The following is a 15,713-nucleotide window of genomic DNA, read 5'->3' on the forward strand; positions in this document are numbered from 1 at the left end:
AGCTGAAGGAAGGGCCCACCGATATGGTCATCCTGGGTAGCGGCAGCCTGGTGGCGCAATTGGCTCCGCATCGCCTGATCGACGAATACCAATTCGTAGTGACCCCCGTGGCCATCGGCGGAGGACGCACCTTGTTCCAGGGCCTGAAGGAGCCTTTGCCGCTCAAGCTCGCGAAATCACGCGCCTTCGGAAACGGGAATGTTGTGCTAACCTACGTCCCCGCGTAAATCGCTTCGCGTTGAGTGGGGTCAGAAAAGCTTCTTGAAATAATCGCCGAGGGTGCGTTCCTTGTAATCCTTGTACTCGCCGGCATCGAAGAAGACGCCATGGCCCGCGGAGCAGGCTTCGAATACGATATGCGATTGCGAAGGGTCGGCGGCGCGCCGCATGGTTTCGCCGCATACCGGGCAGGGGATGTCGAGGGCATCGTCGAAGGATCTGCCGATCTCCGCTTCGCCGATGTCGATGGCTTGCGAGCCGTTGATCTTGCGCAGGCGCTGGTGCCCGTCTTCCTTGAACCAGATGCCGCGGCATTGCAGGCAACGGGACACGTGTATCCCGCCGATGTCGGCGAATTCCATTTCCGATTTGCATTTCGGGCAATCCATAGCATCCCCCCGCTTCGAAAGCGCCGGACCTCCGAAATGTAGGATAGCCCCGGCCGGAATTCATGACCGGATCAATTCGGATATAGACGTACTAGAGGCCGGATATGTTGCAAGCCGTTTTCCCGGATATCGGAAGCGATGGAACCGATTCCTGCGGCCAAGCCGCGGATGGATCGGAAACTGCCCGGGGATGTGCGCGGGATCACGGCGGAACTTCCGAAGCCGGGGCTAATGCTTATTTTGGAATCCATGAATACCAAGATCACTTTCGCCGGTCTCGCCCTGCCTTTCATTTTCATCGCCTGTGATTCCGCCTCTACGGCCACGGGCACGGTGCCCCCAGGGCCGAAGGGAACCCAGCTTTGCGCCGACGTGAACCCGTTGTTCCCGTCCCGCTTCCTGCCCGACGATACCGATAAGGAGGATGTCATCCGGGACATCGTCGCGGACGGCGCGGATGTTTTCTTCCGAACCTATAAGGCCGCGTATCGCGTGCCGGCCGCCGGCGGCGAACCCGTGCGCCTGGACGCGGAAAAGCCGGGCCAATACGTGAAGTCCCTGCATAAGGTGGGAAGCCGCATATACCTGTATTCCAAACGCGATAATAATGGGGTGCTCCAGGAATTGCCGCGCACCGGCACCGCCACCACTACGTTGGCTGCGCCCATCGCCCCCGCCGCGGGCCAGACGGAAGTGGACGAAGCGTTATTCATGGATGAAACCCATCTCTATTTCCTCGCCACCAAATTGATTGACCGGGACGACGGATCGGGACGCTACTCCGCCTATTTCCTGGATCGCATGCCCTGGGCGGGCGGAGCCACCGAGCAGTTAGTCAGCCTGGATTCGGCCCGCATCGGCAAGCTGTTCAAGCAAGGCGACCGGCTCTACTACGGGCGCTTGACCGGCGCCTCCTTCTGGAACCAAGCCGACGCCATCTTTTCCCTCCCGGCTTCGGGGGGCACGCCCATTATGGTCAACGCGCTGTCGGGCCCGCAAACCCTGGTCGACATTTTCGCCGCCGACGACGCATCCCTATATCTGAATATCATCGCCGACCCCACCCTCATCAAATCCGGCGTCTCCAAGGTCCCGCTCGCGGGAGGGACCCCGACGCTTCTGATCGATGGGAAGGTCGATGCCATCTGGCTCGATGCCGGCCGCGCTATCTATACTGAGTACCACCAAGTCAAAACCGATTCCGATCCGCTGGCCAACTGGGCTACCGGCATCTACACCGTTCCCGTCGCCGGCGGCGCGGCCGCCTATACCGGCTGCATTCCCGAGGGCCTCGGTTCGGGCACGTTCGGCGTCCAATCCGCAACGTTTTCCGGCGGCGTCCTGTACCTGGGCACGACCAGTAACGACGACGGGAAGAATACCATCATCAAATACGCCGTGCCTTAATCAATCGGGATCGGGGAAGCGTATCGCCTCCGGTCGCGTGAAATACGCTCCCGCCGCGGATCCGTGCGATACCCGCAGCGAACGCCCGCACGCGTCCGCTGCAGGGAATCCGGAAGCGGGACGGGATAGCGGAGTAAGGCGGACGTCCCGCACCTCCGTCGCAGCGTCCGATTCCAGCAACAATACCCAATCATCCGCGGCGGCGGGATCGGCATTCTTTCCGTTCTCGCCCGCCGGATCGAATGCATGGGCCGATTTCGCGAAGGGCGATCCCGCGGCCCCGTGGGCGGCGCCCGAGTAGGGATCGATCCAGGACGCTTTCACCGATTTTCCCGCCAGCTTGGAAAGGTCCGCGCTGAAGGCCGCGCCGCCCGGCGCGTAGACCACCGCGAAAGATCCATCATCCGCCCGCGCCGCGGCCAACATGTCCTTGCCGCTCCCCTTGGACGTGGTCACGAGGGCATTGTCCGCATCGGGAACCAGCTTCCACCAGTCCGCGCCCGCGAAGAAGGCGTTCTGTTTCGAGAGCGATAAGGCTCCCGGGCTGCCCAACGCGGTCCGCCAATCCGATGGGAAGGGCCAGACGGAATGATGACCATAAAAATTGCCGCAAGCTCCGGAGAGATAGGCCTGCCAGGCCTCCCCGCGCACCTCGCGGGCGGTGAGTTGCAGTTGGCCCGCCAGCGATCCTTCGTAATAGGATTCCAGCAGTAGGGTCGGTAGCGCCGCCGCCGCATAATCGGCCAGCACCCGGCTCGCGAGGTTATCGATGCCGGTATAGCTGCTGTTGAGCGTGAGCCAGGAGGGATTCGCGTCCGTGCCCGTGCTGTTGCGGGCCCAGTGGGTGGTGAAGAGATGGTTCTTGTCCGCGCTTAATATGCCCGCCGCCAAGGCATCGGGAATGGCCAAGGTGGGCGGGCGGAAGTCTCCCCCATTCACCCAGATGATGTTTTTCCGGCCCGCATAACGGACGCCCAGGAAAGCCCCGTAATCGCGGATGGCATCGGCCCCGGCGCTCACGGCCGCGGCGTACCAACCTTCGCTCCCCCCGTTGTATCCCAGGTATAAGGCGCTCATGAGCACCACCATGCCCCGCTTCCCGGCCTCGTCGAGGATGAAATCGACGTGGGCCCAATACGCTTCGTTCCGGCGGGTGAAATCATCCGCCACGAACGGCAATTCGCCGTACGCGTTCTTCGGCGCGTTGGCGGCATAGCCGTCATCCACGTTGACGGCTTCGATCAGCAAGGCATTGAAGCCCTTGGCCTGGCGATCGTCCAGGTAAGCGAGGACATCTTCCCGCGTGAGCTGTACGGCCAAGGCCCAAGCCGCCTCCCCGCGCAATTGGAAGGGCTTCCCGTTCTCATCGACCAGGTAATGCTTGCTGGGGCCCACTGTAAGAAGGGGCGCGGAAAGCTGGGCCGCCACCGCGAAGGAGAGGCAGAGGGAAAGGGCGCAGGCCCTGGCAGGGCAAACCATCAGAAGTCCCCTCATGCCATCGCCGCCCCCAGCATTTTGTCGAGCAGCGGCTTCTCATAGGGCTTCCGCAGCAAACCCTTCGCCCCGGCCGCCAACAAGGACGGGATCTTCGCATCCGCCGAGAATCCGGTCGAGATGATCACGCGCGCCCGGGGATCGATGGCCCGCAGCCCGGCGAAGACCTCCGCGCCGTCCATATCGGGCATCATCATGTCCAGGATCACGACGTCGATCTCCGCCCCGCGCTTCCGGTAGATGTCCAAGGCCTCCCTTCCATGCGAGGCCTCCAACACCTTATTCCCGCCCGCCGAGAGCATGTCCCTCATGATCTCCCGCACAGGGGAATCGTCATCCACCACCAGCACGGTAAGGCCGCCGCGGGTAGGCGAATCCTCTTTCCCGAAGGCCTGTTTCGCAGGTCGTACCGTCATGGGCAGATACAAGTGGAACGTGCTCCCCCGCCCTTCTGCGCTATCCAAGGCGATGCGCCCGCGATGGGTCCGGACGGTCCCGAGCACCGAGGGCAGGCCCAAACCGGTTCCTTTACCAACGGGCTTGGTGGTGAAGAAGGGCTCGAAGATGCGCCGGCGCACCGCCTCGCCCATACCCATGCCCGAGTCCGTCACCTCCAGGTGCAAGTAGGGGCCGGGAACGGGATCCTCCGTATCTCCGATCCAGGCCGGCTGCGCCCCCGGCAATGGAAGGTGGACGATCCCGGTGCGGAAATGAATGCCGCCGCCGCGGGGCATGGCGTCGCGGGCGTTGAGGGCGAGATTGAGCAATGCGCTCTGGAGGCTGGCCGGATCGCCGACGATGGTGGCGCGTTCGGCCCCCGGAATCTGACGCAGGGCGATGCGTTTGTCCAGGCTATGGGACAGCAGTTCGCATACCTCGGCGATCAATTCGTGCATATCCACCGGCACGCTTTCCACGATCCCTTGGCGCGAAAAGGTCAGCAGGTTCCGCGTCAGGTCGCCCGAACGGTTGGCGGCCCGCACCACGGCCGAGGCGAAACGCCGCATCTCGGTGTCGGTAAGCCGGCTCTCCAGCAAGCCCGCGTAACCCAGGATGATGCTGAGCTGGTTATTGAAATCGTGCGCGACCCCGCCCGCCAATTGGCCGATGGCGACCAGCTTCTCCGCCTGGCGCAGGCGCTCTTCCCCCCGCTTGCGCTCGGAGATGTCGCAGAAATAAATGGTCAGACCTTGCGGCGAGGGGTAGATGCGGTTCTCGAACCAGGAATCGTAGGGCGGATAATATTCCTCTATGCACATGGGGATCTGCTCGGCCATGGACTTCTCGTAGGCGAGATGGAATTTCTGCCCGCGGCCCTCGGGGAATTCCGTCCAGATATGCTTGCCGATCAGATCCTTGGCCTTCCGGCCGAAGTATTCCCCGGCCTTCTTGTTCACGTAGGTGTAGCGCCATTCCCGATCCAGGGCCACGAAGGCGTCGGAGATGCGCTCGAATACCTGGCGCCGCTCCCGCTCCGCGCGGCAAGAGGCGATCGCGATGCCGGCGATATGGGTGATGAGCCGGATGGTCGCCATGTGCCCGGCGGTAGGCAACCCCGGGGTACGGTAATAGATAGCGAAGGATCCCAGGGCCGCGCCCGCGGCATCTAAAATGGGCGTGGACCAGCAAGCCCGGAGGCCGTAGGGGGCCGCGTAAGCGCGGTACTCCGCCCAGAGGGGATCGGTAAGGATGTCCTCGACGAAGACCGGCTCGCGCCGGAAGACGGCGGTGCCGCAGGATCCCGCGCGGGGGCCGATGGCTTTACCGTCAATAACGTCCCGGTAGGCGGCGGGGAGGCTGGGGGCCGCCCCGTGGCGAAGCGTTTTGCCATCGGCGTCCAAGAGCAGGATGGAACAAAGCATTTCCGGCGAGCGGGCTTCGCAGAAGCGCAGGGCCGCATCCAGCACGTCTTCCAAAGGCGCGCCTTTGGCCACCATTTCGGTGAGTCGCAAATGGGCTTCCAGGGGTGACTCTTCCATGCCCGCTCTACCTGCTTTCGTGAGCATCGTAACGGCGCTCCGCGGCGCAGGATTAATCTAAGTCAACCACGGGGGAGGCGCCGGACCCTATAGTGATCCGGAACCCCGTTTTTCGCGTGCAAAGCGTGCGCGCCGGCGTCGAAATTGCCCGAGTATCGCGGGTCGGCGCCCCGAAAAGGCGGCGGCGCCGCTCCCGCATCGGTTCGGGGAGCGATCGGAACCCCGATCAGTAAATGACTATGGGCCTTACGAGGCCCGCCAATTTCGTCCGCGCCGTATCCGGACAGGCGTAAGGAGCGCCTTTCCAATCCGCGAACTTATCGGCTCCGGTAAAATCCGCCATGCCGACATGGGCGTATGCCGCTCCCAGATCCAGCCCGGCCGCGCTCAACTTCGCCTTGTAATGGCCTTGTTCGAGGGCGCTCACCGCGGGATGGCCAAAGCCTCCCGGCAAGGTCCCGTACAGGTATAGGGTCGCGCCGGAGGCCGGCGCCGTGTTGCTGTACACCGCGAAAGCCGCGTTATTCCAATCCCATTGGAACCACCCGGTCAGCGAGGCCATGCGCCAACCCACCCACAAGGTCCCCTGCATGGAGCGCCCATCCACCGTGGTCTGCGACACCTTCCAGCATTCCAGACTATCGAACTTCACCGTTTGGTTGGGAAGTATGACGCTGTCGCAGGACCCCGGGAACGCGTTGGCGGCCCCGTAGATGCCGGACGGTCCCGAGTAGCTTCCGTTATACAAACCTTCGCTGCTATCGTAATTGGCCTTGAGGCTGAATTGCCCCGTCACCGAGAGGACCGGCTGGCTCGCGTCCAGGATGACGAGGCCGCTGGCGGTATCTTTCGAGTTCGCGCTCCATGTGAGTACGGCGGAGACGGCGCTGTCCTTTTGGGTGAGGCGCAGTTTGCCTTTGAAAAGGCTATCCTCCGCGGGCCCGTGCTTGGCCACGACTAGATCATAACACCCCGAGACGTTGGGGACGGTCTTAGGCTTGGGCTTTTCGCAGGCCTGGTTGGCGGGCCAGCCTTCCACGTCGAGGCAGACGCGGACCGCGCCCCCGCCTACCGCCTTCAGGTACAGATGCACGTCCGTTGTCGCGCCGGCCGCGATGGCAACGGTATCGCTTCCCTCATGGGTGACCATGGTATCCCGTTGGGCCGAATCGAGACGTACCAGCCGCCCATGGAAGATGCGCCCGGGGCCGGCAGGGATGCCCGAGAGGGCCAAGGTTATCGGCTTGCCTTCGGTCATGGTCGCGGAGAAATGCATAGGCGCCATCCCCGGGCCGGCCACGTCCAGGAACAAGATCGCTTGGGAAGCGCCAGCCAGGTACCCCGCGGGCAGGGCCGGCACCGCAACGCGGGCGGAGCCGGAACCGTTTTTGGCCGGTCCCGCGGAATCATTCGGTTCGCATGCGAACAAACCCAAAGCCGCGAGGGCGGGTATGAAGACGCGTTTCAATCGCAAGGAAAGCATAATCACCTCCAAAAGGATATCCGCCTCCCGCAGGGGGGGAGGCTGGATGGGATCTACCCTTTCCTTTGATGCTTGGGATAGGCCGAAATGTAAACCCCGCTCTCAGAATGGGAGCGGCAAACGATCCGTCGGGGAGGCGCGCGGCCTTTCGACCGCGCCCGAACCTATAACCGGAAGTCGGAATCCAGGCAACCGGAGAGGGTGCCTGTCCAGGAGCCCAAGGCCCGGGTCGGCGCATTGAGCTTCATGATCTTCCCTTGGCCCTTCCCGTTGGCGAAGTTGACCTCGTACTCGGAGGAATCCACCTTGAGGCTCTTAGGGAACATGCCGGAGGGCGGAGGGAAAGACCAGGTCGCGAAGCCGGTGGAATCCAGGGATCCCATGAGAATGCTGGTAACTCCCGCGGCCGCGCCGTAGCCGTCCCAATGGGTATAGGTGTTGGCGTAATCCCCGTGGACATCGAAGCCGACCCGGCCATTGACGGTTTTGCCGTCGGACTGCGATTGGGTGAAAGCGAAGCAGAGGCGTTGCGCGGGAGGCGGAGGCGGGACCACGGTGGTTTCCGGCAAGCAGGACCCGGGCGTCGCCACGGCTTGGCCCATGATGAATCGGAGGCTGTCGTAGAAATAGCCGGTCAAACGGCCGGTGGAATCGAGCTGCGCCTGGAAGCTGAAATCAGAACGGCCGATGCCGAGGTACACTTGGCCGGTGCGCGAGTAGACGCCGGTGGCCGTATCGGAAACTCCCGAACTCCAGCTGACCGTACCTTGCACCAGGCTATCGCTCTGGATAAGCCGCAGCGCCCCCTTGAATAGGGTATCCCGCCCGGGCACGGGGCTGGGCTTGCTGACCACCAGGGCGTAGCAGCCGGAGAGGGATCCGGGGAAGGGAGGAGGTGGCGGAGGCGGCGGAGTGATGCAGGAAGAGTCGGATGCCCAGCCCTCGACCTCGACGCAGACGTGGGCCGACCCGAGGCTTCCGAGCTGGCGCAGGAAGAGATGCACCTCGGCAACGCTGTCGCGTTGGATCCAGGCGCTGTCGACGCCTTCGTGCGTTACGCTGGTATCCTTTCCCGAAGAATCGATGCGTATCAGGCGGCCGCGGAAGGACCGTAATCCTACGGGAATGCTATCGATGAACAGCGGGGGCGGGGCGTCCGGCCCGACGATCCACGACCTTGTCATGGGCGCCATCCCCGATCCCGAAATGGTAAGCGCGAACCAGGCTTGCTGGCTCGGGGCGGCCAGATAGCCTGCGGGGAGTTTCGGCAGGACGATGCGGGCCGAGCCCTTGGCCGCATGCGGATCGGCTTGTACGGGCGATTTGTCCGCCTGATTGCAAGCGAACAATCCGAAAGCGGCCAAAGCGAGGCCGAACAAATGGGTTTTTCCGATCATAGGTTCCTCCGAGGGATTGAGGTTAAGGGCAGGTCCCGGCAAGGGTATGGGCCCGGCCTGAACGTCGAGACGCGGTCTATCCTTGAATAGACGTACTCATGGCCGCAATTGTTCCACGTAAAAGGATATACTCGCTTGGGGTGAAAATTTTCGCGAGAATATTCAAGTTCGGTATCGTGGGCGGCACCGGCGTCCTCGTGAATGCGGGTCTGTTGTACCTGTTCACGGAATGCCTCGGGCTGCGATACCGCATTTCGAGCATCATCGCGATCGAATGCGCGATCGTGAACAACTTCACCTGGAACTTCCGTTGGACCTGGGCGGATCGCCGTGCGGATGGAGCCACCCCGGTAACGCTCCTGTTCCTCAAGTTCAATCTCGGCAGCGGCCTGGTGGCGCTGGCGGTGAATTGGGGATTGCTGGTATTCCTCACCGAGAAGGCCGGGCTGTATTACCAGGCCGCGAACCTGATCGGGATACTCTGCGGGGTCGCGGCCAATTTCCTGCTGACGCATCTCTGGACCTTCGCCGCGCCTGCGGCGCGGGCGGAAACCCGGGCCTGATGTTCAACGGACCCGACGGGGCGCGCTGGGTCCTTCCGTGGGCGACGTGGATGGGCGCGCTGGCCGGGGCCGGGATGGTTTCGGTTCCGGCGCTGCGGGCCAGGCGGTTTTCCCGCGAAGCGTGCGCGTTAACCCTCGTTTCCCTTGCGATGGCGGGCTGCATCGCCTTCATCGCCGTGCAACGCCTGAGTTCGGGGGTCCGCGAGTTCGAAAGCTTCAACGCCATCATGGGGATGCGCGTCGCGCATGGCGTTCCGCTCTATCCGGATCCCGGGCAGCAGCCCCTCGGAACCATCTATACGCCCTTCTATTTCCTGCTGGGCGGCGCGTTGCATGCGGCGCTTCCCGACCCGTGGGGATGGGAACGGCTGGTCTCGTTGGCGGCGGCATTGCTCTCCGCCTGGTACGCCTATTCCATCGCCCGCCGGCTGGGCGCGGGCAGGGAAGGCGGCCTCTGGTCGGTGGCCCTCTTCCTCGCCACCTACTCGGTGATGGAATGCAGGTATGATGAGATTACCCCCAATCCCTTGCTCATGTGCGTCAGCGTCGCCGCGGTCGATTACCTGCTGCGGCGGACGCCGGCCGGCGACGGGATGGCGCTTTTCCTGGCGGGTTTGGCCTGCTTCACCAAGCAATCCGGGATCCTTGAATTCATCGTGATCCTCGTTACGATTATTACGCAAGGACGGCCCGCGATCGCCCGGCTGTGGCCGCTCGCGTTCTGGGCGGCTGCCGGCATCGTGCTCCTGTACGCGACCGGGGGGAGGGCCTGGGATTATCTCGTGACCTACGTCGGAGGCCATCCCATGCGTCCCTGGCCCGATGCGTACTGCCTGAAAAGTTTCTTCATCCTACAGGCGCCACTGTGGGTCTGCCTAATCTATGCCTTCGTCAAGCGGCGCGATCTCCGCTTCCTAGCGGCCTTCGCGGCCGTGACGCTGTCGGGCATCCTGGGCCTGTGGAAAGACGGAGGCTGGATCAGCGCCCTCTTCCCGGCGGAGCCCCTGCTCTGCGCCGCCGCGGGAATCATCCCGGGAAGAATCCCCCGCGCGCTGGCTCTGGCGCAATTGGCCATCGGCATCTACAATCCTTTCGCGCCCTTGTTCCCGTGGGCCACTTTCCGGGACGTGGATCGCCTGGAGATCTCCGTCGCCCGGGCCACGCCGGGCGAGGTCTGGTTGCCCGTGGAATCGTATCTCGCGGCGTCCGCGGGGAAACCGGAGTGGGATCATTTCGGCGCGATCGAAAGCTATTGCTGGGGAGGGCGCGGCGCGCCGGAGCGCCTGGTCTCCGCGGTGCGCGAAAAGCGGTTCGGCGCCATCCTAATGCGACGGGACGGCCATTTGGCATTCCGGGACCTGCCGGGGCCACTCCTCGAGGAAGTCGATGCCAACTATGTCCCGCAGGAGCAGTCGGGCCTGATCGTCTACCGGCCGCGGGGGCCCCGTTAGGTTGGCGGCGCGGCGCACGGCAGCGGCGAACCTAGGCGCATCCCGCCACCTAGCGACGCCCGCAGGTCAATGGTGGAAGACCGAAACCTTCGTGTTCCGGGATTTCCCTCGGATGCTGCGACCTAAAAGGTTTCGGTAGGCCGGGAAACGGGATCCCCATTCCGTTTGACCGCATTCTCTTTTTCCGCCGCAGGTTCCGGATGCCGGACCAGGATGGGCATTGATCGGAAGAGGAGATTCGGTAATGGCTTTGATGATGCTATCCAGCATGACCTGGATTGCGGCCGGTTTGCTTGCGTCGACGCGGAAAAACAATCCTCCGGTCATATTCGAAAGCTGTTTCAGACTCACGGTATCCGGCGTAGGTTTTTTCCCAAGAAAAATACTGTAAATCGGAATCGCCGGATCGGCGGCATTCAAACCGGCGTTTCCATCGGCCGCGATTCCATCCGAAATGAACACAATCGCGTGTTTCGGGTTTTTAGCCAGACTGGTATCGTTCAGCCAAGACTTGGCCAAGGTCAACGGCGGACCATAACTGGTACTGGGAAGACTGTCCAGGCGAATCATGTTGAGGAGTTGGGTGACATTGGCCGAGCTGTTCAATGGCAAGGGAGGTTGAGGGAATTCGATGACCCCGGCGAATCCCACTGAACCCACGGTGGAAGCAGGGGCGATTTGCGCCAAGTAGCGGATGGCATTGCGGATGACAACGCCTCGCGAATTATACGGGTCGCCCGCGTATTCCCTGCAAACTTGATTGCCGGGAAGCAGCAGAATGGTTCTAGCCAGCGTTTGAGGGGCGGTGTAATTATACGCGGTGTCTTGGACGGCATAGGAGATGAAATCGCTTGCCGTATTTGCGCAAGCGTACGACGAGCTCCAAAAGAGGGTGTCCTGGTCGGCAGAATCAATGCTCGCGCTATGGGTCCACATGCTGCCGCTATTGTCGTAAATGAAAACAATGTCGGATGGAGCAGTCTGCGCCTGCAATGACTCCTGGCACCCGGGCAGAAAAACGGAGACCAGGAGGAATTTCAGCGCCCCGAACATGCAGAGATTTTTGAACGTGATTGCAGCCTTCAAAAAGACTCCTCGTATAAATCCCGATGGTACCAAAATAACTAGTAACTATTTGCGGCCTATCCAGGGTCGGGGATGAATGGGGTGCCGAGCGAAGACCGGGTAGAGCGCGGTCAGAGGGATATCAGCTGCGAAGTGCGGTTTGGGGGCGTTGCGGGGGCGAAGCCCATGCTAGATGGGGTAGCGGAGGTCCCCGCAGGGGCGGGCGCGTAACGCACGCCCCGAGGAGGCCGGAGCGAGGGGAAGGCTTTCCCCTACGCATCTCCAACTCCGGAAACGGATCGAATGGGCGGGTCAGCGCGCGTTCGGAAGCACGTCCTTCCAGGCGCCCACCTTTGCCGAAGCCAAGACCGCGTCGCAAATGCGGGTAGTTTCCAACGCCTCACGGAAGGTGGGGCTGGTCGATTTGTTCCCCGCCACGTTCGTGAGGAAATCGGCCACCTGATGCACGAAGGAATGCTCGTACCCGATCTGCAATCCCGGAACCCACCAGTTCTTCATGTAGGGATGATCGCCATCGGTGATGTGGATGGAGCGCCAGCCGCGCAGCTTGCCCTCGTCGCGGTGATCGAACCATTCCAGGCGGTGCAGATCGTGCAAGTCCCACTTGATGGAAGCATGCTCGCCGTTGATCTCGAAGGTGTACAGGGCCTTGTGCCCGCGGGCGTAGCGGGTGGACTCGAACAGGCCCAATGATCCGTTCTGGAAGCGGGCCAGGAAGGCGCAGGCATCGTCGATATTGACTTTCTCGACCTTGCCCGTCAGGTTGTGCTTCCGTTCCTTGATGAAGGTCTCGGTCATGGCCGTGACGTTCTTGATGGAGCCGTTCAGCCAGATGGCGGTGTCGATGCAATGCGCCAGCAGATCGCCGGTCACCCCCGAGCCCGCCGCGGCCGCGTCCAGGCGCCAGAGACCCGTCCCGCCCTGGGGCAGGTCCGCCGAGATGGTCCAGTCCTGCAGGAAGTTGGCGCGGTAATGGAAGATCCGCCCCAGGCGGCCTTCGTCGATGAGTTGCTTGGCCAGGGTTACCGCCGGGATGCGGCGGTAGTTGTACCAGACGGTGTTGAGCACCTTGGCGCCTTCGACCGCCGCCACCATTTTCTCGCCTTCGGCGGTGTCGCGCGCGAGGGGCTTCTCGCACATGACCATCTTGCCGGCTTGGGCCGCCGCCACGGCAATCTCCATGTGGCTGTCGTTGGGCGTCACGATGTCGATGACGTCGATGTCCTTGCGTTCGATCAGCTTGCGCCAATCGGTCTCGATGGACTCGTAGCCCCACTTGTCGGCGAAGGCCTTGGTATTGGCCTCGGTGCGGCCGCATACGGCCTTCAGCACGGGCTGATGCTCGTTCTCGAAGAAGTTGCCCACCCTGCGGAAGGCGTTGCTATGGGTGCGGCCCATGAAGCCGTACCCGACCATGCCGATATTCAATTTCTTCTTGGACATGCCGTAGGTTCCTTAAGTGATGCCGTGGTAGTCGTTCAGTTCCAACCGTGCTTTTCCCGCACCGCGCTCATCGCGGCCAGGATCTTGTTCCAGGTTTCCTGCTGTTCCATCACCGCGTTGGGGAACATGCAGCCGTCCCAGCAGATATGCTTGATGCCGATGTGCTGACCGTTGCGATCCCGCAGCCAAAAGCCCGCGTGGTAAGGGATATCCAGCTTCCCGTTCTTGTCGTCGACGGGGCAATGGCGCCCGGTCTTGTCATGGGTTCCCGAGCCGAACGCGGTCGCGTCGTTCTGGGCCACGTGGAAATCCTTCACCCAGGGCCGCAGTTTATCGGTGAGCTCCCGGTAGGCCTTGTCGAAGGCGGGCTTCTCCCAGTTGAAGCCCTCGGGAACCAGGCGGGCCTCGGGGGCGTTGTAGCCGAGCATGAAGAGAAGGGTATGCGCCATGTCCGCCTGGATGCCGACGGTCTTGGGATTGTTGACGCCCTCCATGATCTCCAGCAGGGATTTCCAGCTGTGCATGCCGCCCCAGCAGATCTCCCCTTCCAGGGCCAGCTGTTCGCCGAAGCTCTCGGCGATCTTGGCCGCTTCCTTGATGGTCTCGATGTTCTTCTTCTGGTTATTGATCGGATCCTTGGCGAAGTTGGCCGGGCTGTTGGCGGTATCCAAACGGATGGAGCCGTACTTGCGGATGCCGATGTCCTTCAGCTTCTTGGCGATGGCGCAGGACTTCTTGAGGGTGGCCAGGTAGTTCTTCCGATCCTCGTCGGTGCCGAAGGCTCCGCCGCCGCCCCAGATGGGCGCGACCAACGATCCGATTGCCAGGCCCTTGGAACCGACCTTGTCGGCCAGCTTCTTGAGATCGTCATCGGTGGATTCGAGATCTTGATGCGGGAGGGAGAGGAACAAATCGATGCCGTCGAACTTGACGCCGTTCACCGAAGCGTTGGCCGTCAGTTCCAGCATCCGGTCCTGGGAGATGACCGGTTCGGCCCCGGGCTCCTTGCCGCCTTTGCCCACGAGTCCCGGCCAGGCCGCGTTATGCAGTTTCGGGTATGCGTTCGCCATGATTGCCTCCGCCATTTAATGGATAAAATCTACTTCCCTGCTTTTGACGCGGAGCGGCGGCGGAAAGAATCAGCCGCCGGATCCATTCACCGCTTGAGGGTCTTGAAAGCCCCGGTTTCCGGCGCTTTGGGGGCCGCGTCAGGCCCGAAGTAGCGCAAGGTGACCAAGGGTTCGGTGCCCGTGTTCTCGAAAACGACTCCCCTCGTGGCGGCCTCGTGGGACACGAACACCTCATCCTCGGTCATTGCGCCGAATCGGATCATGTTGGGCGATTGCAGGATATGCTTGCCGACGCGCCCATAGCCCTGCACCGTGATGAGGCCGTAGGCTCCGCCATCCTTGATGGTCGCCTTGGCGCCCGGCTCCAGGGTCAATTCCTTGGCCGAGAACAGATCCCGATCGCCTTTGTGGGCGCCGCGGTTGGGCCCGCCGAACTTACCGTACACCACCCAGCGATCCTGGTAGCCTTCCGTCCAGGTTTCCCCGTCGTTGATGGGCGCGAGGAAATGGTGATCGCGGAAGTTGGGATCCACGTTGGCGTCCCAATCGAGCTGATCGACCAGATAATCCAGATCGTTCTTGAATTGCTCCGGAGTATCCTTCACGAACAAATCCCAATCCACGCGGCGGCCTTCCACCATGCTCTGGTACATGGCGAATACGTCGCTGCCCCATTGCGGTTCGTAGGTGAGCAGGGAACCGGGCGCGTGCAGCAGGCAGGCGGGCACGTGCCAGCCGGTGCCGGGATTGAGGCGGTAGGCCTTGGACAAGTCCAGGATGCCGTTATCGCCCTTGTTCCAGTTCTCCAGGCAGCGGCGCACGTCGGACTTGGTGACGCCGGGTTCCAGGCCGAAATAGGTGTGGGGGAAATTGTTCCCGATGGAATTGAGCTGCGGGGGGAAGTAGTAACATTCCGGTTTCCCCTCCTGACCCACCTTGGCGGCCTGCTCCTCGTTATGGTGCATATGATGCGGGATGGGCCCCATATTGTCGAAGAACTTGGAGTAGACGGGCCAGCGCTTGTATTTGTCCCACATCTTCTGCCCGATCAGGCGCGGGCCTTCGGCCATCACGGCTTCGAGCAGGGTGAAACGCTCGCCCTCGCTGACGACGTAGGACAAGCCTTCGTCTTCGGCGCGGTTGTCGTTGCCGGCCTCGGTGGTGGAAGCGAACCAGCGTTCGTCGATGCCGCCGCGATGGGCGCCCAGGGCGTAATAATCGTCCGGGTGCAGCTTGAGCCGGCGGCCCGGCATCAGGAAGGAACGGGGGACCCAGCAGGGGGCCAGGCGCAGGATGCCTTCGCCCCTCTCGATCGCCGCCCTAACGTTGGCCTTCTTCGCCGTCTTCGGAATCGCCACTGCCTCAGCCATCGCTTGCTCCCCGCTCTGAAATACCGAGATTCCGCCCGTTTCCCGGGGCGGGTGAGTAAAGCTAACCCAAGCTTTTTGGGGATGGGCACACTGGTTCTGACGATTCTTTTACTTGCCCGCCCCCGGTGATTCCCGCATTCCTAAGCTCCGGCCTCCGAACTTGCCGGCTTCCGCCAATTACATTTGAGGCCGGGCTTCCCGCGCCCGTTTCCGGAGGCAAGTTGAAGCTTTTTCCTGCGATGGCGATCGTTCTTTTATCCTGCCTTACCCCGGCCGTCTCGACCTGCCTGGACACGCTCCGGCTCATAGACGTGGCCGAAAAGGAAAACGAATACGTGCTGGCCACCGATAAAGGCCTGCTT

General features: G+C 62.4%; 13 protein-coding genes. 4 read left to right on the plus strand and 9 right to left on the minus strand.

Translation table 11 applies throughout. The annotated features are described in order from the left end of the window. Nucleotides 1-227 (plus strand): dihydrofolate reductase family protein (locus tag JF616_20250; GenBank protein MBW8890093.1); only part of this gene is annotated, 227 nt, incomplete at its 5' end. Between the two features lie 21 nt (nt 228-248). Here the strand turns inward: JF616_20250 and JF616_20255 are convergent. Next, nucleotides 249-608, minus strand: a complete 360-nt coding sequence (locus JF616_20255; GenBank protein MBW8890094.1) for a zf-TFIIB domain-containing protein — start codon at nt 606-608, stop codon at nt 249-251. 249 nt (nt 609-857) lie between these two features. Between JF616_20255 and JF616_20260 the strand changes: the two genes are divergently transcribed. Further along, nucleotides 858-2,015 (plus strand): hypothetical protein, encoded by a 1,158-nt coding sequence (locus JF616_20260; protein MBW8890095.1) that lies wholly within the window; start codon nt 858-860, stop codon nt 2,013-2,015. Here the strand turns inward: JF616_20260 and JF616_20265 are convergent, their stop codons facing one another. The 4 genes from JF616_20265 to JF616_20280 form a co-directional block, all read right to left on the minus strand. After that, nucleotides 2,016-3,509: a glycoside hydrolase family 140 protein gene (locus JF616_20265; protein MBW8890096.1), complete on the minus strand. Its 1,494-nt coding sequence runs from the start codon at nt 3,507-3,509 to the stop codon at nt 2,016-2,018. After that, entirely contained in the window at nt 3,506-5,488 is a 1,983-nt protein-coding gene (locus JF616_20270) for a response regulator (protein MBW8890097.1), read from the minus strand. The genes JF616_20265 and JF616_20270 overlap by 4 nt, the downstream gene beginning before the upstream one ends. A gap of 226 nt (nt 5,489-5,714) precedes the next feature. Next, nucleotides 5,715-6,971, minus strand: a complete 1,257-nt coding sequence (locus tag JF616_20275; protein MBW8890098.1) for a hypothetical protein — start codon at nt 6,969-6,971, stop codon at nt 5,715-5,717. Nucleotides 6,972-7,135: 164 nt separating this feature from the next. After that, entirely contained in the window at nt 7,136-8,368 is a 1,233-nt protein-coding gene (locus tag JF616_20280; GenBank protein ID MBW8890099.1) for a hypothetical protein, read from the minus strand. Nucleotides 8,369-8,508: 140 nt separating this feature from the next. Between JF616_20280 and JF616_20285 the strand changes: the two genes are divergently transcribed. Both JF616_20285 and JF616_20290 read left to right on the plus strand, forming a co-directional pair. Beyond that, entirely contained in the window at nt 8,509-8,931 is a 423-nt protein-coding gene (locus tag JF616_20285; protein MBW8890100.1) for a GtrA family protein, read from the plus strand. Continuing rightward, nucleotides 8,931-10,382: a glycosyltransferase family 39 protein gene (locus tag JF616_20290; GenBank protein ID MBW8890101.1), complete on the plus strand. Its 1,452-nt coding sequence runs from the start codon at nt 8,931-8,933 to the stop codon at nt 10,380-10,382. The genes JF616_20285 and JF616_20290 overlap by 1 nt, the downstream gene beginning before the upstream one ends. Before the next feature lie 66 nt (nt 10,383-10,448). Here the strand turns inward: JF616_20290 and JF616_20295 are convergent, their stop codons facing one another. The 4 genes from JF616_20295 to JF616_20310 form a co-directional block, all read right to left on the minus strand. After that, complete coding sequence (locus JF616_20295; protein ID MBW8890102.1) at nt 10,449-11,468, minus strand: hypothetical protein; 1,020 nt, start codon at nt 11,466-11,468, stop codon at nt 10,449-10,451. 291 nt (nt 11,469-11,759) lie between these two features. After that, on the minus strand, nt 11,760-12,911 hold the full coding sequence (locus JF616_20300) for a Gfo/Idh/MocA family oxidoreductase (GenBank protein MBW8890103.1): 1,152 nt from the start codon (nt 12,909-12,911) through the stop codon (nt 11,760-11,762). A 35-nt stretch (nt 12,912-12,946) separates the two neighbouring features. Further along, a complete protein-coding gene (locus JF616_20305; GenBank protein ID MBW8890104.1) occupies nt 12,947-13,996 on the minus strand; it encodes a TIM barrel protein in 1,050 nt (349 codons plus the stop codon). Between the two features lie 71 nt (nt 13,997-14,067). After that, a complete protein-coding gene (locus JF616_20310; protein MBW8890105.1) occupies nt 14,068-15,351 on the minus strand; it encodes a hypothetical protein in 1,284 nt (427 codons plus the stop codon). Between the last annotated feature and the right edge of the window lie 362 nt (nt 15,352-15,713).

The organism is Fibrobacterota bacterium (genome assembly GCA_019509785.1).
In the GTDB taxonomy this organism is placed as follows: Bacteria; Fibrobacterota; Fibrobacteria; order UBA11236; family UBA11236; genus Chersky-265.

What these genes read in the sequence shown, in the direction of transcription:
- JF616_20290 (MBW8890101.1), top strand. Translation starts at nt 8,931, where the DNA reads ATGTTCAACGGACCCGACGGGGCGCGCTGGGTCCTTCCGTGGGCGACG.
- JF616_20265 (MBW8890096.1), bottom strand. Translation starts at nt 3,509, where the DNA reads ATGAGGGGACTTCTGATGGTTTGCCCTGCCAGGGCCTGCGCCCTTTCC.
- JF616_20310 (MBW8890105.1), bottom strand. Translation starts at nt 15,351, where the DNA reads ATGGCTGAGGCAGTGGCGATTCCGAAGACGGCGAAGAAGGCCAACGTT.
- JF616_20270 (MBW8890097.1), bottom strand. Translation starts at nt 5,488, where the DNA reads ATGGAAGAGTCACCCCTGGAAGCCCATTTGCGACTCACCGAAATGGTG.
- JF616_20300 (MBW8890103.1), bottom strand. Translation starts at nt 12,911, where the DNA reads ATGTCCAAGAAGAAATTGAATATCGGCATGGTCGGGTACGGCTTCATG.
- JF616_20260 (MBW8890095.1), top strand. Translation starts at nt 858, where the DNA reads ATGAATACCAAGATCACTTTCGCCGGTCTCGCCCTGCCTTTCATTTTC.
- JF616_20275 (MBW8890098.1), bottom strand. Translation starts at nt 6,971, where the DNA reads ATGCTTTCCTTGCGATTGAAACGCGTCTTCATACCCGCCCTCGCGGCT.
- JF616_20255 (MBW8890094.1), bottom strand. Translation starts at nt 608, where the DNA reads ATGGATTGCCCGAAATGCAAATCGGAAATGGAATTCGCCGACATCGGC.
- JF616_20280 (MBW8890099.1), bottom strand. Translation starts at nt 8,368, where the DNA reads ATGATCGGAAAAACCCATTTGTTCGGCCTCGCTTTGGCCGCTTTCGGA.
- JF616_20305 (MBW8890104.1), bottom strand. Translation starts at nt 13,996, where the DNA reads ATGGCGGAGGCAATCATGGCGAACGCATACCCGAAACTGCATAACGCG.